The organism is Streptomyces sp. ADMS (assembly GCF_033441795.1).
Taxonomy (GTDB): domain Bacteria; phylum Actinomycetota; class Actinomycetes; order Streptomycetales; family Streptomycetaceae; genus Streptomyces.
The window spans coordinates 18,185-40,690 of the sequence record NZ_JAVFVX010000071.1 but is presented as its reverse complement, the minus strand read 5'-3'; the positions used below and the strand labels follow the sequence as shown (position 1 = coordinate 40,690).

The 22,506-nt window shown below is 67.5% G+C and carries 17 protein-coding genes and 1 pseudogene; 5 read left to right on the top strand and 13 right to left on the bottom strand.

The features are described from left to right. Window positions 1-352, bottom strand: a pseudogene (locus RB628_RS26985) (helix-turn-helix domain-containing protein); the annotation flags it as partial. 352 nt (window positions 353-704) lie between these two features. On the opposite strand from RB628_RS26985, the gene RB628_RS26980 reads away from it, so the two are divergent. Beyond that, window positions 705-1,004, top strand: a complete 300-nt coding sequence (locus RB628_RS26980) for an NIPSNAP family protein (RefSeq protein ID WP_318323117.1) — start codon at window positions 705-707, stop codon at window positions 1,002-1,004. An 8-nt stretch (window positions 1,005-1,012) separates the two neighbouring features. Here the strand turns inward: RB628_RS26980 and RB628_RS26975 are convergent, their stop codons facing one another. Then, on the bottom strand, window positions 1,013-4,567 hold the full coding sequence (locus RB628_RS26975) for an eIF2A-related protein (protein ID WP_318323116.1): 3,555 nt from the start codon (window positions 4,565-4,567) through the stop codon (window positions 1,013-1,015). A 238-nt stretch (window positions 4,568-4,805) separates the two neighbouring features. After that, window positions 4,806-5,261 (bottom strand): ATP-binding protein, encoded by a 456-nt coding sequence (locus tag RB628_RS26970; RefSeq protein ID WP_318323115.1) that lies wholly within the window; start codon window positions 5,259-5,261, stop codon window positions 4,806-4,808. 157 nt (window positions 5,262-5,418) lie between these two features. Here RB628_RS26970 and RB628_RS26965 point away from each other — a divergent pair, with 157 nt between their 5' ends. The 3 genes from RB628_RS26965 (at window position 5,419) to RB628_RS26955 (ending at window position 7,278) form a co-directional block, all read left to right on the top strand. After that, window positions 5,419-6,294 carry a helix-turn-helix transcriptional regulator gene (locus RB628_RS26965; protein WP_318323114.1) on the top strand — a complete coding sequence of 292 codons (876 nt, stop codon included), beginning with the start codon at window positions 5,419-5,421 and terminating at the stop codon, window positions 6,292-6,294. Further along, a complete protein-coding gene (locus tag RB628_RS26960) occupies window positions 6,291-6,503 on the top strand; it encodes a DUF397 domain-containing protein (protein WP_318323113.1) in 213 nt (70 codons plus the stop codon). Before RB628_RS26965 ends, RB628_RS26960 begins: the two co-directional genes overlap by 4 nt. A 316-nt stretch (window positions 6,504-6,819) precedes the next feature. Next, window positions 6,820-7,278, top strand: a complete 459-nt coding sequence (locus RB628_RS26955) for a hypothetical protein (protein WP_318323112.1) — start codon at window positions 6,820-6,822, stop codon at window positions 7,276-7,278. Window positions 7,279-7,355: 77 nt separating this feature from the next. Here the strand turns inward: RB628_RS26955 and RB628_RS26950 are convergent, their stop codons facing one another. The 10 genes from RB628_RS26950 to RB628_RS26905 all read right to left on the bottom strand — a co-directional run bounded on the left by RB628_RS26950 (window position 7,356) and on the right by RB628_RS26905 (window position 19,882). Next, complete coding sequence (locus RB628_RS26950) at window positions 7,356-8,048, bottom strand: hypothetical protein (RefSeq protein ID WP_318323111.1); 693 nt, start codon at window positions 8,046-8,048, stop codon at window positions 7,356-7,358. A gap of 95 nt (window positions 8,049-8,143) precedes the next feature. Continuing rightward, complete coding sequence (locus RB628_RS26945) at window positions 8,144-9,064, bottom strand: hypothetical protein (RefSeq protein WP_318323110.1); 921 nt, start codon at window positions 9,062-9,064, stop codon at window positions 8,144-8,146. A 78-nt stretch (window positions 9,065-9,142) separates the two neighbouring features. Next, window positions 9,143-10,417, bottom strand: coding sequence for a putative T7SS-secreted protein (locus RB628_RS26940; protein WP_318323109.1), 1,275 nt, complete (start codon window positions 10,415-10,417; stop codon window positions 9,143-9,145). A gap of 1 nt (window position 10,418) precedes the next feature. Then, on the bottom strand, window positions 10,419-10,727 hold the full coding sequence (locus RB628_RS26935; RefSeq protein ID WP_318323108.1) for a hypothetical protein: 309 nt from the start codon (window positions 10,725-10,727) through the stop codon (window positions 10,419-10,421). Between the two features lie 79 nt (window positions 10,728-10,806). Further along, window positions 10,807-11,817 (bottom strand): hypothetical protein, encoded by a 1,011-nt coding sequence (locus RB628_RS26930; RefSeq protein ID WP_318323107.1) that lies wholly within the window; start codon window positions 11,815-11,817, stop codon window positions 10,807-10,809. 20 nt (window positions 11,818-11,837) lie between these two features. Then, window positions 11,838-12,488 (bottom strand): hypothetical protein, encoded by a 651-nt coding sequence (locus RB628_RS26925; RefSeq protein ID WP_318323106.1) that lies wholly within the window; start codon window positions 12,486-12,488, stop codon window positions 11,838-11,840. Window positions 12,489-12,832: 344 nt separating this feature from the next. Continuing rightward, window positions 12,833-14,428: a type I restriction-modification system subunit M gene (locus RB628_RS26920; RefSeq protein WP_412180729.1), complete on the bottom strand. Its 1,596-nt coding sequence runs from the start codon at window positions 14,426-14,428 to the stop codon at window positions 12,833-12,835. Then, window positions 14,425-15,858 carry a restriction endonuclease subunit S gene (locus RB628_RS26915; RefSeq protein ID WP_318323118.1) on the bottom strand — a complete coding sequence of 478 codons (1,434 nt, stop codon included), beginning with the start codon at window positions 15,856-15,858 and terminating at the stop codon, window positions 14,425-14,427. Before RB628_RS26915 ends, RB628_RS26920 begins: the two co-directional genes overlap by 4 nt. A gap of 2 nt (window positions 15,859-15,860) precedes the next feature. Further along, a complete protein-coding gene (locus RB628_RS26910; protein ID WP_318323105.1) occupies window positions 15,861-19,535 on the bottom strand; it encodes a DEAD/DEAH box helicase family protein in 3,675 nt (1,224 codons plus the stop codon). Between the two features lie 152 nt (window positions 19,536-19,687). After that, window positions 19,688-19,882 carry a hypothetical protein gene (locus tag RB628_RS26905; protein ID WP_006375723.1) on the bottom strand — a complete coding sequence of 65 codons (195 nt, stop codon included), beginning with the start codon at window positions 19,880-19,882 and terminating at the stop codon, window positions 19,688-19,690. Window positions 19,883-20,058: 176 nt separating this feature from the next. Here RB628_RS26905 and RB628_RS26900 point away from each other — a divergent pair, with 176 nt between their 5' ends. Further along, the gene (locus tag RB628_RS26900; protein WP_318323104.1) at window positions 20,059-22,185 is read left to right on the top strand and encodes a S9 family peptidase; all 2,127 of its coding nucleotides are present in this window, start codon (window positions 20,059-20,061) and stop codon (window positions 22,183-22,185) included. The last annotated feature ends 321 nt before the right edge of the window (window positions 22,186-22,506 follow it).

The window sequence follows — 22,506 nt, the reverse complement described above, 5'->3', positions numbered from 1 at the left end:
TGTGGCCGCCGGGGACGCGTTCGCGGGTTCGGCTCAGGTAGCCGTGGGCTTCCAGTTCGCGCAGGGCGGCGGCGATACGGTCCGGACCCTCGGGGAACCTCTTGGCGAGGCTCTTGATGTCGACGGGGGCACCGGCGGGCAGCGACTGGATGTGAGTGCCCAGCCCGATCGCGAGCAGCGACAGGTCGGGGTGCTGGGCGAGATGGTTGCCGATCACCGTGAAGCGGGTGGTGTGGCGGGCGTTGTCGTGGATCACCCCGGAGACGCCGGAATTCGGGCGCCTGTGGGGGTGGTTCTTGCCCGGGGTACGGGACTGGGCGTGCGGGGGCACGCTAAGGTTTTTCGTGTCCATCGGGAAGGGCCTAACTTCCTTGGTGGTCAGGCCCTCGCATTGGGAGTGCAATCCCGGCGAGGGCCGTCTCATGTCTGCGGCTGTCTGTGAAGTTGCTGGTGGTGCTGCGCTGAGCGTAGGGCAGGCAACCGGTGGCGGATCCAGCCGAGTTGCCGATGTTCACTCGGGCGAGTGAGTTTGCGCGGCGACGGCAGCGAGGACAGCGGTGGCTGTCCCGGCGGGCGGGAGGGGTGGGGTTTGGTTGGGGTTCTTTCTCTCCAGATGTTCCTTTGGAAAGAGCGCCGGTCACACCGGAACCCACGCGGCCAGGATCCGGGGCGGGTTCACGTTCCGGTAGGAGAAGATGTCTGGCATGCCCAAGACCACACAGCTGCGTACGTACACCGTCCGGGACGGTCGGCTCGACGAGTGGGTGGAGCGGTGGCGGGAGGAAATCGTGCCGCTGCGACTGGAGTTGGGATTCACGATCGGAGGGGCCTGGGTGGACCGGGAGCACAGCCAGTTCTTCTGGCTGATCTCGTACGAGGGCCCGGAGACCTTCGCGGAGCGCAACGCGCTGTACTGGTCGTCACCCAAGCGCGAAGCCATGAGCCTGGACCCGGACGACTACCTTGTCCGCACCGAAGAGCGCACGGTCGAACCGGCCTACTGATCACCGGGTCACGCGGGGTCGAGCGGCAGCAGATGATGCCGCCGTTCCTCGCGGGTGAGGGTACGGAAGACCCTTCCGCGGGCGACCGCCTCCAGCCGGTCGTAGTCCGGCTCCGCCCGCCACACGCGCGCCGTCCCGTCGGCCGATCCCGTGAGCAACCTCGTGCCGTCCGGGGACCAGGCCACGGAGGTCACCTTGTCCTGGTGCACACCGACGACGGCGATCTCCTCGAAGGTGGCAGCGGACCAGACCCGTACGGTGCGGTCGTCGGCGCCCGTGGCAATGTGTCGGCCGTCGGGTGACCAGGCAACGGCACGAAGCCGTCCCTCATGCCCCTTCAGCACCTCGATGCGCCGCCCGGTGACGACGTCCCACACGGCGGCCGTCCAGTCGCCGGAAGCGGTGGCGATCCTCGTCTCGTCCGGGGACCAGGCCGCGTCCTCCACGTAGTTGTCGTGCCCGCGCAGCACTGTGAACTGCCGCCCCTCCCCGATGTCCCACACTCGGCACGTACGGTCGTCGGAACAGCTGGCGAGCAGGCGTCCGCTCGGCGACCAGGCCACGCGCCCCACCCAGTCCTGGTGTTCTGTCAGTTCCAGCAGCTCGGTCCCGTCCGGCGCCGACAGGACACGCACGGTGCCGTCGTGGCCACCGGTGGCGACGCGTCCGCCGTTCGGAGACCAGGCGCACCCCTCGACGACCTCACCGTGTCGTTCGAACAGCGTGCCGCCGCGCCCGTCGGTGATCCGGAGCAGGCCGTCGTTGGTGCTGAACGCAAGCCGTTCCCCGTACCGGGCCCAGGCGACGGCCCAGACCCGGTCCTCCAACTCCGTCACCGGTCCCGCCGGAGCACCGGTGGCCGCGTCCCACACCCGTACGGTGCCGTCGTCCGAGGCCGTGGCGAAGCGGGCACCGTCCCCGGACCACGCGGCCTGGTTGACCGGGTCGCGGTGTCCGTCGGCCAGCACGGCCTCGGCGCCACGCGGGCGCAGGTCCCACACCATGCCGGTGCCGTCGGTGGAACTGGTGGCGAGCCTGGTCCCGCAGGGTGACCAAGCGACGCCCCACACCGTGTCTGCGTGGCCGCGCAGGACGGCCAGGACCTTGGCATCCTCGGTGCCGACGATGCGCACGGTGCGGTCGGAGGATGCGCTGGCCAGCATCCGCCCGTCCGGCGACCAGGCCAGGTTCCACACGTAGTCGGTGTGTCCCCGCAACAGCAGGCGCAGGTCGCCGGTCCCGGCGTCCCAGATACGGGCGGTGTGGTCCCCGGAGCCGGTGGCGATGTGCCGCCCGTCCGGTGACCAGGCGATGCCTTCGACGAAGTCGGAGTGCCCGGTGAGTGTGACGGCCGCTCGTCCGGTCGTCAGGTCCCACACGATCGCGGTCTGGTCGTGTGAGGCGGAGGCGAGGCGGTTGCCGTCCGGTGACCAGGCCACGCCCCATACGTCCTCGTCGTGCCCGTTCAGCTCGTGCACGAGCCGCCCGGCATCGGCCTCCCAGACCCGTACGATCCGGTCCTTGGAGCTCGCCGCGACATGCTGCCCGCCCGGCGACCAGGCCACCTGTCGGTTGATGTCTCCGGCGCCGGTGAGCAGCCGAACCGGCTCCCCCGAAGTGGCGTCCCAGATGCGTACGACGCGGTCGCGGCCGGCGGTTGCCACCCTCGCCGAGTCCGCCGACCAGGCGACGGACTCGACCATGACCCCGTCGCAGGGCAGAGCCAGCAGGCTGCGTCCGGACCGCGCGTCGTGAACACGGGCCGTGCCGTCCCTGGATGCCGTGGCCAGCATGTGCCCGTCGGGGGACCAGGCGATGTGCCGGACAGTGTCGGTGTGTCCGTCCAGCCGGGAGCGGAGGTGACTCGCCGCCAGCGCCGTCATCAGCCCGCGTCGGGCCGAGGGCGTGGGCGTGCACTCGCCGAGCGCGGCGAGCGAGAGCAGCAGGGAGCGCTCCGGCTCGCTCTCCGCGCTGAGAAGGACCTGACGGCCGATACTTTCGGAGACCCGGCTCAGGAAGGTCAGGTCGCGGCGCTGTGAGCACTCGACGAGAGCGCGGGTGGGCGCGGACGCCTGCCCGGATTCCTCCAGTGCTTCGAGCCAGCGCCGGGCCACCGTGAGGCGCTCCCCGGTGAGGAGATAGTCGTCGCTGCGTCCGGCCCTCTCCCAGTCGGCCGCCCATCGCTCCAGTTCGGCGCGCTCGCGAAGTCGTTCGGCCCGCGCCTCGACCTCCTGCCGCAGCGGGGCCCACTGGCGGAACAGGGCTTCGTGCGTCACCTGGGCACAGGGCTCCCTGACGGTAGCGGAGCCGCCGCCTGTGACATCGGTGCGCAGCAGCCGCGCCTCGACGAAGGCATCGACGACATACCGGTCCCGTTCATCGAGTTCGGACAGCGGCACGTGGCGGCGGGCCACGTCCTGGCCCTCGACGGTGACGAATCTGAGCAGGACGCGGAGGACTGAGTCGATACCCACGCCCGTACCGAGCCCGGTCACGGTGTTGTCCGCCTGGCGGGCCAGCGCGCCGGGCACTCCGCCGAGCCGCCGGTACAGCTCCTCGGTGACAGTCCCGCCAGGGCCGGCGGCGAAGTACAACTCCTGGAGGAGGTAGGCGAGCAGCGGTAGTGCGTCGTCCGTACCGGTCTCACTCACGATGGAGTCGACGACTCCGGGCTCGAAGCTGAGGCCGACGAGGGCGCCGGGTCGCTCCACGACGTCGGCGAGCTGTGATCTGCCCAATGTGCCGATGGCGACGGGATGTTGGAGGAGTTCCGCGTGTCCGGTGCCCAGGAGCCGACCGAGGAGGTCCACCCGGAGAGTGACCAGTACGCGGACGGCCGAGTCCTGTTCCACGCAGGTGCGCAGCGCTTCGAGGAACTGGGCGCGTTCACGCTCGCCCGCCAGGGTGACGATCTCCTCGAACTGGTCGACCACGAGGAGTATCCGCCGGAACCGGCCGCCACGCAGCCGCGACAGCTCGGCACGCAGCGCGTCCGGCCCCTGGCGCAGCCTGCGCAGTACGGCGCTCGCCGGTTCCTGCCCGTCGGCGACGGCGGCCAGCGCGCCCGCGAGGGCACCCAGCGGGTTGGGGCCGGGGGCGAAGGCCGGTACGACGGTCCAGCGGCGTTCCCGAAGCCGGGGCATCACCCCGGCCCTGACCAGCGAGGACTTTCCACTCCCGGACGCCCCGACCAGCACCAGGAACCGATCTCCGGGGCGGGTCGCGGTGGCGTTCAGCCTTCGTGCCAGTTCGGCGGCCTGTGCCTCCCGGCCGAAGTAGACGGCTGCCTCGTCCTCGTCGAATGCGTCGAGGCCCGGGTACGGAACCCGCTGACGCGGCCACTCGGTCCGGGGCGGCGCGGGATTCTCCAGCCGGTAAACGACGACCTGCCCCACCACCAGTGCCCCGATCAGCAGCCCGATGGCCGGAACGGAGAACCGCTGAATCGCCTCCAGCACCCAGGGAACATCGTCGGTGCTGGTCGCGTAGTTGGTGGCGATCCCCAGTAAGCAGGCGACGAGTGCCAGCACGATCTGAAGCGCGACCTGAAAGCGGTTCCTCACCCGGCACCGCTCATGACCTTGTCGCCACCCGCCAGCACCGCTCAGCCCCCGTTCCACCGACCTCGAAACGCCGGCACCGCGTCATCCGCCCGCTCCCCCTTGGACCGGTGGGGCAGGCGCTCATGACCATCTTCAGGGGCTTCGCAGGCGCGTTCAACGGTGCGTACGGGTTTCGGCCAGGCAGGCCGCGGTGTGCCGGATCCTGCGCGAACCGGGAAACGTCAGGGCGCGTTCTACGTCAGGTGTTCGCGTTTCGAGGCATCGCATCCGATGGGAGTACGACCTCTGCCCACACCGTTTTGCGCGGGCGCAGCACTGGATCCCACCCCCAGCGATCGGCGAGCGCCTCGACCAGGGCCAGGCCCCGCCCGGACTCCGCGTCGTCAGACGGGGGTTGGGGGCAGGGCGGACGGTCCCCGCAGGTGTCGGTCACCTCGATGCGCATGGTGGCGCCGATGACGTACACGGTGAGCCGGAAATCGCGGCCCGGGACGCGTCCGTGGGTGGCCGCGTTCGCTGCCAACTCGGCCACGATCTGGCGGGCCGGGTCCACCGGGATTTCCCAGGAACGGAGTTGCTCGGCGGTGAGCAGCCGGGCCAGGCGGGCACCACGGGGCGTGGGAGACAGACGCACGCTGAAGTTGCGGAAGGCGTGTTCGAGTTGGGCCTCGGGGGCGGCGGTTTCTTGATTCACGTCACTCAGAGTGGCCGTACATGCCTACCGTGAGCGGTGACTCCGCCGTTGCGTACGGTGACTGTCCGGAGCTTGTCCGGTCGTGTCCGGGCTGTCGGGACGGGGCCTACGGGTAGGGGCGGGGGCAGAACGGCGCGGTACGACGGAGGGCGCGGGCATGAGCGTGGACAGCGACGCGGGGCAGCTCAAGAGCGAGACGGACGAGCCGGGTTGGGAGGTGGATCCCGACGACGAGTGGGGTGTGGCGGTCGTGGAGACCGTCGGGCGTCAGCTGAAGCTGCGCAGGGAGACGGTGGGGATGCGGGCGGCCGACTTCGGCAGGACGCTCGGGTACGGCGAGGACATGGTCTACAAGATCGAGGGCGGGAAGCGGATCCCCCGGCCCGAGTATTTGGTGAAGGCGGACGAGGTGCTGGACGCGGGCGGCTTGCTCGCGGCGATGAACGAGGACCTGGAGAAGGTCCGGTACCCGAAGAAGGTGCGGGCCATCGCGAAGCTGGAGGCGAAGGCGGTGGAGATCGGGGTCTACGAGTGCACCAACATCGTGGGTCTGCTGCAGACGCCTGCGCACGCGCGGGCCTTGTTCGAGGTGTGGCAACCGTCGTACTCGGAGGGGGAAATGGAAAGTCGGGTGGTAGCTCGCATGGCCCGCCAGTCGGTCTTCGACCGAGACCCCGCCCCCGCACTCAACTTCGTCCAGGAAGAGGCGACGCTACGACGCCGAGTCGGAGGGACAATGGAGCGGCGACAGCAGTTCGAACGTCTGCTGGAGGCGGGGCAACTGCGCAACGTCACACTCCAGGTGATGCCGATGGACAGTGTGGCCCACCCCGGTATGGGTGGCAGGATTGAGCTGTTGAAGTTCGCGGACGGCACGGCAATCGGACGCTCCGACGGCGCGTTCAACGGCCGCCCGATTTCCGAACCGAAGCACCTGAGGATCCTTGAGCTGCGGTTTGGCACCATCCGGGCGCTGGCTCTCCCACCGGGGGAGTCACTGGCCCTCATCGAGCAACTGCTGGGAGAAACATGATCCACGAGACTTCCGCCGGGGACGCCTCCGAACTGGAGTGGTTCAAGAGCAGCTACAGCAGCGGACCTGATGGCGACTCCTGCGTCGAGATCGCCACCACCCCCAGCACCATCCACGTGCGCGACTCCAAGAACATAGAGAGCGGCCCCCGCCTGGCCTTCGCGCCCACCACCTGGGCCGGCTTCGTCCCGTATGCGTCCCACGGCTGACCGGGCTCGCGTCTCATACGAAGCAGGCCAATGCGCTACGCCGGGATGTCCACAGAGGTCACTTGGTCCATTGAGGCGGATGCGAATCGCTCTTTCCGAAGCTGGAGTGCGATTACCGCAGGGGCTCTACAGGAGGGACGATCATGCTCTCCGATCTTGTGTACCCACTGCCGGACCAGCCTGTCGAACTGCTCGATGCAGTGGCCGAGACGTTGTATTGGCGTGAATGATGGCAAGTGAGCACAGCAGAGGGTTCAGGGCTTGGGAAGGTTTCGCGCTCGCCGGGGCCACTATCGCCCTGGGCACCATGGTTGTCATGGCGCTCGGCTTGTGGAAGTGGTTCGCCCGGACGACAGCGCCAGCGGTGCTCAACTGGCCCGGCGGGTCATGGGCGTTCGGTGTTGCCGCCGGGGTGATCGTGACCCTCGGCTTCCTCGGCGCCCGGTGGTTCTCTGAACTGACCTTCAGGGGCTCGCGGATGCGGCGGGCCGGTCATGGGGTCGGCACGGCGATCTGCGGGGGAACGGCATTCGCCGTACTGATGTACATCCTCGCCTCCCTGCCCGGCAAGAACTGCCCGTCATACAGGGCCGGTTGCCAGTACATCCCCGGCACGGGAAGTGCCCTCATCGCCTGCCTGGCCACCTCGGCGGTTCTGGGATGGGGCGCGCACTACATCGCGAACGCTCGGGCCGAGGAGCGCCAGAAGCGTGAGCGTGAGCGAATACGGAAGCTGCGCAAGAAGGGCAAAGGAAAGGCCCGCATGGCGCGGTAGTTCGCGCCTTGCGGACCGGATCGCCGCGTTGACACGACGGTCACGGCAATGCCGGAGCCCGGCGGCTGAAGCGCAGCTCAATCGGCTACCTCAGGCAAAGTATCCGTTTCTGCGACCGGTTCGGTGAAGGAGACGGTCTGGAGGATGGCTGCCATCATGTCGCAGAACTCGGCCCAGTAGTCCGTGGATGCTGTGTAGAGGGTGAAGATCGCGGTGAACGGTCCGGTGGAGAAGGGGACATGGACCTGGATCTGCCCCGTGAGGAGATCTGCCGCCTCACCGCTCGCCGTCACTTCCGGCCTCAGCTTGAGTTCGCGCAGGGTTACGCAGAACACCGCAGGGCCGCATGGCAGGTCGAGCCAGCGAGCGTCGTTGTACGAGTCCCTGGAGAGAGTTGCGAGGATTCCCTGGGCCACGATGTCCGTGTCGGCAGCGGCTTGGTCCGTCGGGATGGCAGCCACGGTGAACGCGCACTGGACGGCACCGTCGGAAAGGCTGTGCCTGGCAACATCTCCGTTTTCGTCTCCGTCTTCTTCGTCGTCCGCTGTGGAGAACAGGCCCATCGCGGCGTACGAGACTCCGGTGCCGGCCATGAGTTCGGCTATCGCTGCGTAGTAGGGGGCGGCGGGTTCCCAAATGGTGTCGTCGCCGCCGGAGTAGAGCGCTCTTACGAAGATCTGGGCGTGCTCGGCACGTTCTTCGGGGGTGGCGGCGAGAGGGAGTGCGAAGAAGCCTTCCGGGACGTTGAACGAGAGGGGCGGGGGCTCCACAGCAGCCGGGGTGGGCGGGAGCGTCCTCGTCGAGTCGGTAGGGGATGTCATGGCGGTGAGGTCGTCCTTGGAGAGGTCAGAGGCAGAGCCGGAGTTCAGAAGTCGTCTGGGTGGAGGTCCGCGAACTCAGCCGCCTCGGTGCCCTGTGCGTCCATGATCAATGTGCTTTCGGTAAGACCGAAAGCCGCATTCACTTTGCTCGGTACGACGAACTCGACCCGGTAGTGACCGCAGGGATGGAGACTGACCACCGGGGGTGCCGCGTTCGGCACATTGGATTCGGCAACGAATTTCTCGACAGTGCTGCGCTGCCCCGGCGTGAGCGCGTCCAGAGGGATGAGTTCATGAGGAAGGAGGTACCTGGTGAAATTCTCTCGCGTGATGGCGCCCAGTCTGCACCACGAGCCGTCACTGAAGACGATCTCGGCATCGGTCCCGTCCTTGAAGCGCCTTGGCGTTACCTGGCGGATCTGGGCCAGGGGGATTTCCCAGAGGACTTCGTCCTCGATGAGCTTGTCGTTCTTCTTGGAATAGGGGAAGCCGACGATGACCAGTCGGCGGTCCGTGACGATCGCATGGGTGCGGTAGTGCTTCTCGGGGGAGCGTGCGGGATCCAGCTGCCAGGGAAGGGTGCGAGCTATGGTGCCGGGCGCGGCCCACATGACAGGGAAGTCCAGTACCTCGTTGTTCCGGTCGTCAGGGGTGTCAGAGCCGGATTTATGGGGGCTGTAGGTATCGCTGCCGAGACTGCCGCCGCCACCGCTGAGCACTGCCAGGACAGCGACGCCCAGCGCGATTGCCGTGCCTTTGACGGTGTTGCGTCCGACCACACCCCCCGTCGAACGCGCCGTGTACACGGGGCCCTCGGGCCAGCCGGGCAGTTCGTGCTGGATGTCGTTGCGCTCTGTGTCGCGGAACCACCGCATGCCGCTGACGCGGGCGGCGGCGCCGGTGGCGAAGGTGACCAGCGCGCGGGCGAGAAGAGTCTCGCCCGGTTCGGGCTGCCAGATGTTCATGACCGTATGTATCTTCCTGAGTGGGCGGGTCCGGGCACTTCGCTCCGCGTGTTCACTCTGACAGCGCGCGTCAGCAGTTCAGTGACCGGTGGCCGACTTCTCGAACTGGTCTCCTGGGAAGAGAGCCTCTCCCACGTGCTGGTGGATGCTCGTGATCTTGGGGAAGATCTTGAGCCCGGCATCCATGGCGATGCCTGCCCCCAGGGGGTTGATGGTCACGCCCGGAATGAGATTGGCTCCCTTGGAGCCCACCCACTGGCCGGCGTGGTAGCCCTGGTTGACGATCCCTCCCATGCGTGACAGCACGCTGCTGGTTCCATGAGCGACCTCGTACACGTGGGTGGCCGTACCGCCGAGCACCACCTTGCCGGGCAACAGTTTGACCCCGCCGGTGACAGCCTTGGCCGTATCGCCGGTGGCGAGCAGTACCCGTGAGGCAGCAACCTGCGTTGCCGTAAACCCCTCGCCGAGTGCGGCGGCTTTGGCGAGCCCAGCCGTCCTGGCCGCCCCGCCGGTTTTACCAACCACCTTGACCCCCTTGCTGAATGCCCCGATACCCGGCAGGAGCCCCAGCGCGTCGAGTCCGATCTGCATCCAGCTCACATCCGCACCGCCCGCCTTGGCAACGCCGTGGGCCGCGAGTGCGAGCCCGCTGGTGACGAGCGTGGCCGTGGCGAAGATCGCTGCGAGGGGCGGGAACGGAAGCGTAATGATGGTCAGCAGGGCCAGGATCGCGGTCAGGTCACTCAGCAGGTCGCCGATCAGTTTGATCTGGTCGGCATGTTCCTTGATCCAGTCGCCGGTGGCGTCCCAGGCGTCCGCGACGCCCTTGGTGAGCTTGTCCCAGAAGCCGGGCTCGTCGGGCGCGATGTCGGCGGCCTTGTCGAGTTCCTTGCTGATCTTCGCGGCGGCCAGACCGTAGCGGTCCTCAAGGTCGTGGAGTTTGTCGATGACCCCGTCCACATCACCGGAGGCCTTGCCGTACTCGTCGGTGCCTTCCTTGGCTTTCGCCTTGGCGTCGATCTTCTCCCCGGCGGTCCTCTCCAGCCGGGCCGTCTCGTCCTGGAAGTCCTGGAGTTCGCCCGCCCAGCGATGCAGCGCGCGTGAGGCCTTGTCGAAAGAGTCGTGGCTCTTGCGTATGAGCGGGGTGACGTCCTCGCCTATGTACTCGGTGAAGGCCAGCGCGGCCTTGCCCTTCCACTCCCCCGTTTCGATCCGCTCCAAGTCCCGCAGGGACGTGCCCAGCTCACTCGCCAGCTTGCCGAGTTGCCTGGCCAGGTCGCGGGTGTCCTCGACACTGCCGGGGGTGGGGTCCCGGCCGATGTTCGGCAAGGACGAAAGACGGTCTTTCACGTCACTTGCCCTTCTTCTTGGCCCTGGCGGACTTGAGCGATTCGGCAAGGTCCAGGTCGAGTTTGCTGAACGTGTCGTCGATGTGGTTGATCATCTTGACCGCGCCCTGGGTGTGCTTGCCGAGCTGCTTGATGCCGTAGCCCCAGTCGTCGGCGAAGTCCCGCAGATCCTCGACGAGTTTGCTCTCACCGAGAACCGAGGCGTCGGTGGCGCGCAGGCTGCGGCGGGCCGTCTCCATGCGGTCGCTGATGGTGGAGAAGGTCTTCTTCAGATCCTCGAAGATCGTGTCTTCGAGGCGCAGGTCACTCATGTCGTGTTCCGGTCTCTCCGGGCCGCTGACGGATAAGGACGCGCAAGCTCTTCACCGGTCACCGGTCACCGGTCACCGGTCAGCGGTTGACGGCCTGGATTTCCTGGACGGTGATCGCCTGTTCCCCGCCGAACGTGCCGTCCGGCAGGTCTCCGCCCGCGCCGCCGGTTCCGGTCCAGGCGATGTCCCAGGTGATGGTCGCCCGGAGGTTGAACGTGCCGTTCCCCGAGGAGCGGAGGTACTTGATTCCGCACGGCGGAGTCTGGTTGGACTTGCCCTGGGCGTAGGGCTCGCCGATGGAGCCGTCGGCGTTGATGATGCACTCGCCGGAGGCCGGGTAGGTCGTGGCATCGGTGGTGCCGGGTTCAAGTTTGAGGGAGAGAGGCTTGGCGGTGGCCGTCGCCTGGATGTTGAGGCCGGCGACGTTCAGGGCCGCGGTTACGGAGACCTCTTTGAACATGGCCTTGTCGAGCCAGGCCCAAGTGGCGAGGTTGACCTTGGTTACGTTCTCGGGCGCAAGGGTGACCTTGGTGTCGGGGAGCTGGATCGCGCTGTAGGCGGCCTCGGCCAGCAGCTGGGGGGTGACTGCTTGAGTGACACCCGGGTTGGCGTTGTTCTCCACCCAGAAGGGGGCATTGCTGCACTCCCAGCTGGCGGGGTCGTCCTCACGGTCGGGGTTTCGGACAGCGACCCACCAGTTGCCCTTGCCGGCCTCCCCCTCGTTGTAGTCCCTGTACTCGCCGTCCTTGTAGATGTTCCGGAACTGACCGACCGCGGCCTTGGCGTAGTTGGCTTGGCCAGGAGTGTTGATCGTCTCCTCGTAGAACGCCTCGACGTACGTTCTGAACTCGTCGACGGAACGGGGTTCGTACCAGCACGCAGGCGGCGTCCAGTCGGTGACCGGTTGGACAGCGGCGCCGCTGCCGCTCGACCGTACGGAACCGGAATAGGTCACCTTGGAGACCAGCGTGCCGGCGTTGGAGCTTGCGGTCTGCACGGTGTCGCCCTGGGTGCCTTTGCTCGGCGGCCAGTCCGCGACCGCTGTTCCCGCAACTCCGACGGCGAGGGCTCCCGCGAGAAGGCTTGCCACGGCGAATCGGCTGCGAGATGTCACGACGTGCACGACTTGTGACCCCTCTGCGAAGTCAGCTTGGTTGTCTGCCACACGCCCTGCTTGTTCTTCTCCACGCGCGACGTGTAGAGCACGTACGACTTAGCGGTCACCTCGGTCTTGTAGACCTTCTTGGACGTCCGGTCCTTCGCGTACGCCTTGCCCTGGTCCTCGCAGTAGACGACACCCGCCGACGAGGAATCGAAGACATCGATCTTGGCGTTGTAGTACCGGTTCTCGCCGGTGATGGTGTAACCGTCCTTCACGATGGACTCGACCCAGTCCTTGGCATCGGCCAGTGCGGTACCGCTGTAGTAGAAGCTGAGCGCCGGCACATCGGTATTGGCCTGTGTGATGGCGTAGTTGGTTGCGTCGATCCGCTGGGCGACGTCCCTGAGAATCGTGTCCTCGGTCGCGTCGCCGGTCTTCCAGCTTTCGAAGGTGTCGGTGAGGTCGCTCGGCAGTGCGATCTCGGGACGGTCGACCGTGTCGCTCGGGCTCGGTGAAGCTGATGCCTTTGTGTTGCCGTCGTCGGCTCCGGCAAACTTGTCGGTGTCGCTGGACTTCTCGTCCCCGCTGCCGCAGGCCGTCAGCAGGAGGGCTGCGGTCGCGGCGAGCGCGGCAGCAACGGGCAAAGAGCGGCGCTTCAAGGTGAGCTCCCCGTGAGACAGATGTTCAGTCAAGACGACTGACGGTATCGGTGAGGTTCCCAGTTTCGCCAGTGCGAACTTCCCCGAAAATATGGCTAATTCAGGATGCATGGGGAGCTTGAAAGAGCCCTCTGTTTCCTGATCGTGTTCAAACGGGCGGCGGCCCGGGGCTCCTTGGTGTGCTGGCCGGGGATTCGAAGGTGAGCAGTGCCCAGGCATGCCGGGTCCCCGGCAGGTGAGGTGCGAGAGTGTGACACTCCGCGCCGGAGTGTCACACTTCCAGGAGGATCACCCCGGGCACGCACCGGGCAGGGGACTGCACCGCCCAAGTGCAAAGACCCGAACTACTCGACCTCGGCCTCCGGTACGTCGACCTCGGCGCCCAGGGAGCGGGCGATGGCCGTGAACTCGTTCAGGGCTGACTGGAGGTCGCGGACGATCTCCTCGGCGATCACCTCGGGCGCCAGACCACTGTCGGCGTCGTCGAGGGCCGGGTCCTTCATCCAGGTGATGTCGAGGTTGACCTTGTCGCGGGCGATCAGGTCCTCGTATCTGAACTTCCTGAACGGCCCGTTGTCGTCCTCGGACTCGACGCGGGAGGACCTGGGCTCGCCGGGGCGGTAGGCCGCCACGAAGTCGTCCAGGTGAGCACGGGTGAGAGGGCGCTGCTTGAGCGTGAAGTGCTGGCCGACGCGGAGGTCGTAGATCCAGGTCTTCGTGGTGTGCGGCTTGCCGTCGGCGCGCGGGGGCTTCTTGTCGAAGAAGAGGACGTTGGCCTTGACACCACCGGCGTAGAAGATGCCGGTCGGCAACCGCAGGATGGTGTGAAGGTCGAACTCGTCGAGCAGCTTGCGCCGGACCTTTTCACCGGCCCCGCCCTCGAAGAGGACGTTGTCGGGCAGGACGACAGCCGCACGCCCACCAACTGCCGTGAGCGACATGATGTGTTGGAGGAAGTTCAGCTGCTTGTTGGTGGTCGTCGCGGTGAAGTCATCCCGGTCGTACTGGATGTCCTCCTTCTCGACATCGCCGTCCTGGCCGATCACGGTGATCGCGGACTTGCGGCCGAAGGGAGGGTTCGCAAGGACGAGGGTGGCGTGCCGTCCGCTGGGCTTCTCGGCGAGCGCGTCACCGACGGTGATGAGACTGGGTCCGTCGCTCTTTCCGATGCCGTGGAGGAGCATGTTCATCGCGGCTAGGCGGGCGGTGCCGGTGACGAGTTCGTTGCCCCAGATCTTGCGGCCGCTGTCGTAGGCCATCCGCTCGTCCAGCGACATCTTCTTCATGTGGTGGTCGCGGATGTAGGAGTGGGCCGCGATGAGGAAGCCGCCGGTACCGCAGGCGGGGTCGGTGACGGTGTCGTCGGGGCCGGGCTGGGTGACATCGACCATGGCATCGATGAGGGAGCGGGGCGTGAAGTACTGGCCGGCGCCGGTCTTGGTGTCCGAGGCGCCCTTGTTCAGCAGCCCCTCGTAGGCGTCGCCCTTGAGGTCCGTCCCCTTGACGGTCCACTCCTCCCGGCCGATCAGGTCGACGACCAGTTTCTCCAGAAGGGCAGGCTTCGTGATCCGGTTCTGGGCGTCGGCGAAGATCGTGCCGATGGTGGTGTCGGGGTGGCGGCCCAGGTGTTCGAGGATGTCGCGGTAGTGCTTCTCCAACTCGGGACCGCGCTTGCCGACGAGTGACTTCCAGTTGTACGCGGCGGGCACGATCGCGCTCATGTCGCGCCCGTCCCACGGGTCGTTCTCCATCTCGTCGACCATCTTGAGGAAGAGCAGGTAGGAGAGCTGCTCGACGTACTCGATGGTGGACATGCCGTTGTCGCGGAGGACGTTGCAGTAGTTCCAGAGCTTGGCGACCAGCGTGTTGGTCTGGGCGACGACCTTGGCCTTCTCTGCGGGCTCTGTCGCGGGCTGCGGGGCGTCTGCGGGGGCGGTCACAGGTCGAACTCCTGCTGTACGGCGAGGGCGGGGGCGGGGGTTGGCTCGGGGGCGGGACGCGTTGCGGCTCGCTGGGCGGGCGCCTTCAGCGCCTTGCCGACTCTGCCTGGGCGACCACGCCCGGGCTTGGCCTGGCCAGCTTGATCGGCAGCGATGCGGGCCAGAAGAGGAGCAATAGGTGCATCATCAGGCTGCTGCGAGACCAGCTTCCCGGTGAAGGCTCGATTGAGCAGAGCGGCACGCAAGCCGTTAGCACGCCTCAAGCCACTACTCACCTGCTGCTCCATGGCGTCCACCCCGCTCAGCAGTTCGTCACAGCGCTGGACAAGCCGTTCCTGCACGTCCAAAGGAGGGATCGGAAATTCGACCACCTTCAGGCGTTTACTGGACAAGTGTGCAATGTTGGTTGTAATACGTACTTCGCGCATGAAACGCTTTGCATGCAGGTGTCGCCTAAAAACGAGCAAGGCCCATTCTGGAAGAACCCCATTTCCAGCCTTGAAACGAAGCAGACTGTTAGTAAAAGCAACATCCTTGGGGATTCCTCGATAGAGCGCCGGACGCCCTACAAGGTGAGGACTCTGCCCTTCATTAAGTAGGACATCACCAGGCTCTAGCCGATATTTCTCCCAAAGCCCGGAAAAGTCCATCTCCATCACATCTGCGGTGTCGATCCGATCCTCAAAGACGTTGGCAACACGCAAATAAGGACGCATATTCGGACCGTGATGCCAATCGGGATGACGCGCACGCCCGAGTTCGACGGTTCCCGCCCCTTCCACCGTCGACATCTTCCACGAGGACGGAAGCGCATCCGGAACGGATGACACCAGGATCACCTTCCGCAGGCCCACAAGCCGCCTACGAACTACGTGCAGAGTCGCGACTCCGGCCTCCAGCCGCGACAGCTCCTCTTCGAGGGCCTCGACAATGCGGTGTTGCTCCGCGAGCGGGGGCAGCGGCAGGGAAACCCTTTCAAGGATGGCTTGGTTCAGCTTGTAGATCCCCGCCGTCGTGCGTACTTGCTCCTCAATCTGCCTGCGCACAACCGGAGAGTCCCACAACGATCGGAAATAAGAAGTAGAGATCAGATCATCACTGAGTCGCACGCGAATCATGGTGTCCGGGAACGCAACCGGACTCTCGACTGCCCCTACCAGTCCGCCACGCCCGACCAGACGTTTGGACCCGTTTCCACGGCTGAGAAGAAAATCTCCCTCATGGACCAGGAAGGGCCCGGCCTGTTCGGCTCCCCAAGCACCTTCTTTCGACGCTCCAAGGTCGATATTTCCGCCCGTAATGGCCGTGAGCCTAAGGACAGGAAACCCGCCTTCCATGGTCTTGACCGAGCGCCCATTGATGAGGGGCTCGCTCAGTACGTCCTTCAGGGACACCCACGACCAGGAGTCCGGCAACCCGCCCAGTTCCACGCTCAAGCCAATTCCTGATTCAGCTCAGCCAACAGTTCCAACGCCTTGTCCTTGTCCCCGAACGCCCGCATGAAGCCCCGGCCTCCGCCGCGCTCGGAGAAAGGCGCGTACCCGAAGTCCCCCGGCTCGATGCCGATGTCCTGGGCGATGGCGTTCTTTACACGCTCCAGCCACCACAGCTGGTCCTCCGTGAACTCCACGCCCGCCTGCCGCTGCCGCAGCAGCCAGCCCTCGAAGCGCTCCTCGACCACCGTACGGTACGGCCGCAGCTCGTCGTCGGCGCCGAGCTCGAAGCGGATGAGCCGCAGGAGGTCACCGAGTCCCGCCTCCTTGCCCGGGCTCGCCGCGGCCCTGCCGAGTTGGTCGTAGTGGTCCCAGAGGACACCCGCCGTCCAGGAACGATTCGTCGCCCGGATCCTGCCCGCGAGTTCCTTCAGCGCGTCCCGTGCCTCACGCGGAGTGAACCGGTGCGTACCACTGCCCAGGGCTACCCGGATCGCCGCGTTCTCGTCCCGCTGCTCCTTCGTGAGGAGCGAGTTCCACTCGGCGAGCTCCTTGCGGGCCCGTTCCTCTCGCGGGACCTCCGTCAGTGCGGTTATCCGCACCTCTGTCGTCTCGTCGTACGTCAGGTCCTGCTGGTGCCGGATCTCCAGGATCAGCTTCCGCAGCTCCGGCCGGGAGGTCAGCGAGGACACCGCGTCCTGGACCAGTTTCCGGGCGAGTTCGGAACCACCCTCGTGCCGGGCCCGGTCCTGGGTGTCGACGTCCACCGCGTCGGCGATACGGCGGGCGATGTCGGCCAGGGAAGCTCCCCCTGATGTTTGCGCCAGCAGCCCCCGCTCCTCCTCGCCGAGCTGCCGGTCGATACGGGCCAGCCGGCGCCCCAGCGTCTCCGCCTCGTCCGCCGTCAGTGACCGCGTGCCCGCCTTGTCGAGGAGCTTCGCCAGCGATACGCCCCGCTGCTCCCCCGCCGGGATCAGCGGCCGGGCGTCCACGAGGGGCGAGTCGGTGACGCCCACCGCGTCGATCAGCACGAAACGGTCCTTGGTCAGGTCCGGCGCCGCCTCCGGAGTGACCGCCTTCAACTCGTCCGCGTCGATGGAACGGGCGCCCCGCCCCTTCATCTGCTCGAAGAGCACCGGACTCTTCACCGCCCGGAGGAATATCACGCATTCGAGGGGCTTCACATCCGTGCCCGTGGCGATCATGTCGACCGTCACCGCGACCCGCAGCCTCGGCGAGTTGCGCAGGTCGTTGATGAGCGAGTCGGGATCGTCCCCGTTCTCGCGTGACCGGTAGGTGATCTTCTTCGCGAACTCGTCGCCCCGGCCGAAGATCTCCTTGACCTGCTTGAGAACCTCTTCGGCGTGGTCGTCGCCGGCCGCGAAGACGAGGGTCTTAGGGAGGTCGGCGCGTCCCGGGAACCACCGCTGCCAGTTGTTCCTGTACGTCGTCAGCACGGCCCGGATCTCGTCCTCGGAGATCACCGTGCGGCCGAGCTGCGAGGTGGTGTAGGTGAAGTCCTCGTCGAGTTCCTCGTACCGTTGCGCGCGCGTCTGCCGGTCGCGGATACGGACGGTCGTACCGGCCTCGATCTTCGCGCCGCCGTCCTCGCGCAGGTCGGTGTTGAGGCGCACGATGTCGAAGTCGACGTTGACGCCGTCGGCCACGGCCTGCTCGTACGTGTACTGCGAGACCTGGTTGTTGTCGAAGAAGCCCTTGGTCTGGCGGGTGGGAGTGGCCGTGAGGCCGACGAGGTGGGCGTCGAAGTACTCCAGGACTCCGCGCCACAGGCCGTAGATGGAACGGTGGCACTCGTCGATCACGATCACGTCGAAGGACTCGATCGGGACGTCCGGGTTGTACTCGACCGTGATCGGCTCGTCCGCCTCGTAGGTCTCGTCCAAGGTCGAGGTCGAAGGTGAGACCGAAGTCGAGGTCGTCGCGTCCCCGCTGCCGCCGCCGCTGTCACCTGTCCCCTCAGCGCTCTCGCCGCCCTTGCCGTCCTCCCGGTCCGCCGCCCCCGGCTCGTCCGTGATCGCCTCGCCCCGGAGAAGGGCGTACATCCGCTGGATCGTCGAGATCACCACGGACGACGTCTCCTGGAGCCCGCCCCGGCCCAGCATGTCAACGTTGTAGAGGTCGGTGAGCTTCCGGTTCTCGTCCGGTGTGCGGTACTTGTCGAACTCCGCGTGCGCCTGGCGGCCGAGGTTGTTGCGGTCGACGAGGAACAGGACCCGGCGGGCACCCGCGTGACGCAGCAGGCGGTAGGTCTCGGTGACCGCCGTGAAGGTCTTGCCCGCTCCCGTCGCCATCTGGATCAGGGCACGGGGGCGGTCGGCGGCCAGTGAGCCTTCCAGGCCCGTGATGGCGTCGACCTGGGCCATCCGCAGGCCGTGCGTCTCCAGCAGCGGCATGCTCGTACGCAGGGCCGCCCGGAAGGTGGGCGCCTGCGGGTTCTCGTCGGACTTCCGCATCCAGGCCGCGAGGGTCTCGGGACGGTGGAAGGCGAAGACCTCGCGGGAGCGGGCGTCGGGGTCGACACGGTTGACGAAGTACGTCTCCGTGCCCGTGGTGGCGTAGCGGAACGCGAAGGGCTCCTCGCGGCGCCATACGGCCATCGTGTGTTCCTTGAGCACACCCGCCGCGTACCGCTCGTTCTGGGCGAGGGCTCCGGCGAGCGGTGTTCCCTCGCGCTTGGCCTCGATGACGCCGGCGATCCGGCCGTCGACGTACAGGACGTAGTCGGCGCGACCCGTGGCCACGGTGAACTCGCGGATGGCGACGCCCCTGCCCGCCAGGGGGTTGGCGTCCGCCTTGTCCTGGATCAGCCAGCCCGCGTCGGAGAGCATCGCGTCGATCCTGACGCGCGCCTGAACCTCGTTGAGCGGCGCGGGGCGCTGGGCGCGCTCCACGATGGCGTCCCGGGCGGCGGAGGCGACCTTCCGGGGCCGGAGGCGCTCACGGTCGTACCGCTGCTGGTGCGTGGCACGCAGCTCGGCGACCTGCGCCGTCAGCTCCTCGATCCGGGCGGCGTCCGCGGCCCTGGTCTGCTCGGCACGGGCGATGAGTGTCTCGGTTTCGGCACGGGCCCTGCGTTCGGCCTCCAGGCGGCCGCTGGTCTCCGACAGTTTGATCCGCGACTCGGCCAGCGCACTGCGGTGCCCCTGCAAAGCCTTCTGGAGTTCGGCGATCTCCTCGGGGTCGGCGGCCGGCATCTCGGCCGGAAGCGTCGGCGGGACGAACGCGGCCACGGTCCGCGTCCCGCCCATGGCCCGGTCGAAGAGATCGCCCAACTGCCAGCACAGCTCCAGCGCTTCGAGCGCCTTCGTCGTGTCGAAGAGGTGGTTGTGCGCGGCGTCGTTGCGGCCCCGGCGCAACTTGTCGAAGGCGTCGCGGCTCCAGCCGACGAGCACGCCCGCCCGGGTCAGCGCGTTGAGGCGGTCGACCTGCCGGGTGCCCTCGACGCGCGTACCGGTCCGGGTGACGAACTCCTCGGCCAGGACCTCGCCGAACTGCCCGGCGCTGACGTAGGCGGCGTTCGGGTTGGTCAGGACGGTGAGTTCGGCCTGCGACCCGTAGACGGCCAGGAGCGGCTGGTAGCCGTACAGGCGCCCGAAGTTGGGCGATGCCTTCGCCAGTTCCCGGAGCCGGTCCTCAGCGTTGTGTCCGTCCACGCGCCCCCGCCTCGACCTTCACTTGACCCAATTCCGTCAAGTTTACGGTCGCGGGCGGGGCGAGTGACGCGGAACACGTCACCGGGGTCGGGCTCCGGCCACCAACCTTCCGGAGCCCACCCACCGGCGCTGCTCAGCGGGCGCGGCGTCGGTCAGAACTTGAGGTCGCCGATCATGCCCGCGATGCTTGTCGTCAGGTCGCTGATCGTCGGGGCGAAGGTCGATGAGGCCATGTAGAACCCCAGCAGCATGCACACCACCGCATGCCCTCCCTTGAGTCCTGACTTCTTGATCAGCAAGAAGACGATGATCGCCAGCAGCACGACCGCCGAAATCGAGAGTGCCACGGCGGCTCACCTCCAAGGGGCCCAGGGACGCGGGGGGTCGGACTATGGGGGCAGTTGATCCATACAGTGGCCAGCAGGTTCATACCCACTCACCGCCAGTGATCATAACTATTCGCCCGCGCGCATCGGTCGGCGCACGGCCGCACAAGGGGGCGCATGGCCAATATGGTCGGGGCATGACGACCGAGCCTGTCTCCTTCCCCCGCCGGCACGCCCGCACCCAGCGTTTCTCGCTCGGCGCACCCCGCGCGTTCACCGTGGCTCCCAGCGGTTCACGCGTCGCCTACCTGCGGTCCTCCTCAGGCACCGACCGGGCGAACATGCTGTGGGTGCTCGACCTCCCGGACGGCGGCGAGCGCGTCGCCGCCGACCCTTTCGCGCTCCTCGGCGGGGCCGACGAGGAGTTGTCCGGCGAGGAGCGGGCGCGCCGGGAACGCAGCCGTGAGGGCAGCGCCGGGATCGTCGGTTACGCCACCGACGCGGCCGTCGAACTGGCCGCCTTCGCCTTGTCCGGGCGGCTTTTCGTGGCCGAGCTCCAGGCCGGGACGGTCCGCGAGATCGCCACCCTGGGGCCCGTCATCGACCCGCGCCCCTCCCCCGACGGACGGCTCGTCGCCTACGTCGCGGACGGCGCCCTGTGCCTCACCGACCTGGTCGGCGAGCAGGCCCTCGCGCTCGCGGAACCCGAGTCGGAGACGGTGACGTACGGGCTGGCCGAGTTCATCGCGGCCGAGGAGATGGCCCGTTCGCGCGGCTTCTGGTGGTCCCCGGAATCCGACCGGCTGCTGGTCGCGAGGGCCGACGACGCGCCCGTCAACCGCTGGTGGATCTCCGATCCGGCGCATCCGGAACGCGAGCCGCAGCGGGTCGCGTATCCGGCGGCGGGCACCTTGAACGCCGAGGTGCGGCTCTTCGTACTCACCCTTGAGGGGGTGCGCACCGAGGTCGTCTGGGACCGGGCGCGGTACCCGTATCTGGCGCGTGTGCACTGGTCAGGGGCGGGGGCGCCGCTGCTTCTGGTGCAGTCGCGGGACCAGCGCGGGCAGCTTTTCCTGGCCGTGGACCCGGACACGGGGGCGACCCGGATGGTGCACGCGGAGGAAGATCCACATTGGCTGGATCTTTTCCCTGGCGTGCCCTGCTGGAGCCCCTCCGGACAGCTTGTGCGCATCGCCGACGAGGGTGGCGCGAGGGTGCTTGCCGTCGGCGAACGGCCCCTGACAGGACCGCAGTTGCACGTACGGGCGGTGCTGGACGTCTCGGCCGACGACGTGCTCGTGTCGGCGTCGGCAGGTGCGGAGGCGGTCGGCACCGAGATCGGCGAAGTGCACGTCTATCGGGTGAACGAGCTCGGGTTGGAGCGCGTCTCGCAGGAGCCCGGCGTGCACTCGGCAGTACGCGCCGGGGGCGTGACCGTGCTCGTGTCGGCGGTGCCGGACCGGCCGGGGGCCCAGGTGCAGGTGCTGAGGGAGGGGAAGCGCGCGGCGACCGTCACCTCGTACGCCGAAGATCCCGGTATGTCCCCGCGCATGACCCTCACCCAAGGGGGCGCACGCCGAATTCCATGCGCCCTGCTTATGCCGACCGACTACGACGGCGTCACTCCCCTCCCTGTCCTCATGGACCCCTATGGCGGCCCCCACGGCCCCCGCGTGGTCGCCGCGCACAACGCGCACCTCACCTCGCAGTGGTTCGCCGACCAGGGATTCGCGGTGGTCGTGGCCGACGGACGGGGGACACCGGGACGCTCGCCGGCCTGGGAGAAGGCGGTCCACGGGGACTTCACGGTTTCCCTGGACGATCAGGTCGACGCCCTGCGGGACCTCGCCGAGCGCCACCCGCTCGACCTCTCCCGGGTGGCGATCCGTGGCTGGTCGTACGGCGGCTGGCTCGCGGGACTGGCGGTGCTGCGGCGCCCCGACGTCTTCCACGCGGGCATCGCGGGCGCCCCGGTGACGGACTGGCGGCTGTACGACACGCACTACACGGAGCGGTACCTGGGCGACCCGGCCGCGGCCCCGGAGGCGTACGCGCACAGCTCACTGGTGACGGAGGCCGGGCTGTCCTCGGCCGCCGAGCCGCACCGCCCGCTGATGGTCGTGCACGGCACGGCCGACGACAACGTCGTCTTCGCGCACGCCCTGCGCCTGTCCTCGGCACTGCTGGCCGCGGGCCGCCCGCACGAGGTGCTGCCCCTGTCCGGCGTCACGCACATGACCCCGCAGGAACAGGTCGCGGAGAACCTGCTGCTGCTTCAGGTGGACTTCCTGAAGCGGGCGTTGGGACTGGTGCAGGCCTCGTAAAGGCACGGCAACGGGCCGGGGCTACATGGCGAGCCCCGGCCCGTTTACGGCACCCGCACGGCCGTACGTTCCTCAGAGTGGACCGTCCATATATCGAGATCGGGTCGGCCAAGTTGCTTGCTTGTTAACGCGGTTCGTGACTTTTTATACGGCTATGTCATCCCGTCAGCAAGATCGTCCGGGCGCTCCGCCGCAGGTACGACCCGATCCGGCGCGGGCGCCCAGCGGAACCTACGGCGCGTACCGCACATCACCCAGCAGCTCCTCACCACGCACCCCGGCTAGATCTGCGCGACCGGCCCCGAGATCGAGCACCCGGCC

Excerpts from the sequence above, each read along its gene's own strand:
- RB628_RS26960 (WP_318323113.1), top strand. The coding sequence starts at position 6,291 with ATGATCCACGAGACTTCCGCCGGGGACGCCTCCGAACTGGAGTGGTTC.
- RB628_RS26900 (WP_318323104.1), top strand. The coding sequence starts at position 20,059 with ATGACGACCGAGCCTGTCTCCTTCCCCCGCCGGCACGCCCGCACCCAG.
- RB628_RS26955 (WP_318323112.1), top strand. The coding sequence starts at position 6,820 with ATGGCGCTCGGCTTGTGGAAGTGGTTCGCCCGGACGACAGCGCCAGCG.
- RB628_RS26935 (WP_318323108.1), bottom strand. The coding sequence starts at position 10,727 with ATGAGTGACCTGCGCCTCGAAGACACGATCTTCGAGGATCTGAAGAAG.
- RB628_RS26945 (WP_318323110.1), bottom strand. The coding sequence starts at position 9,064 with ATGAACATCTGGCAGCCCGAACCGGGCGAGACTCTTCTCGCCCGCGCG.
- RB628_RS26965 (WP_318323114.1), top strand. The coding sequence starts at position 5,419 with ATGAGCGTGGACAGCGACGCGGGGCAGCTCAAGAGCGAGACGGACGAG.
- RB628_RS26980 (WP_318323117.1), top strand. The coding sequence starts at position 705 with ATGCCCAAGACCACACAGCTGCGTACGTACACCGTCCGGGACGGTCGG.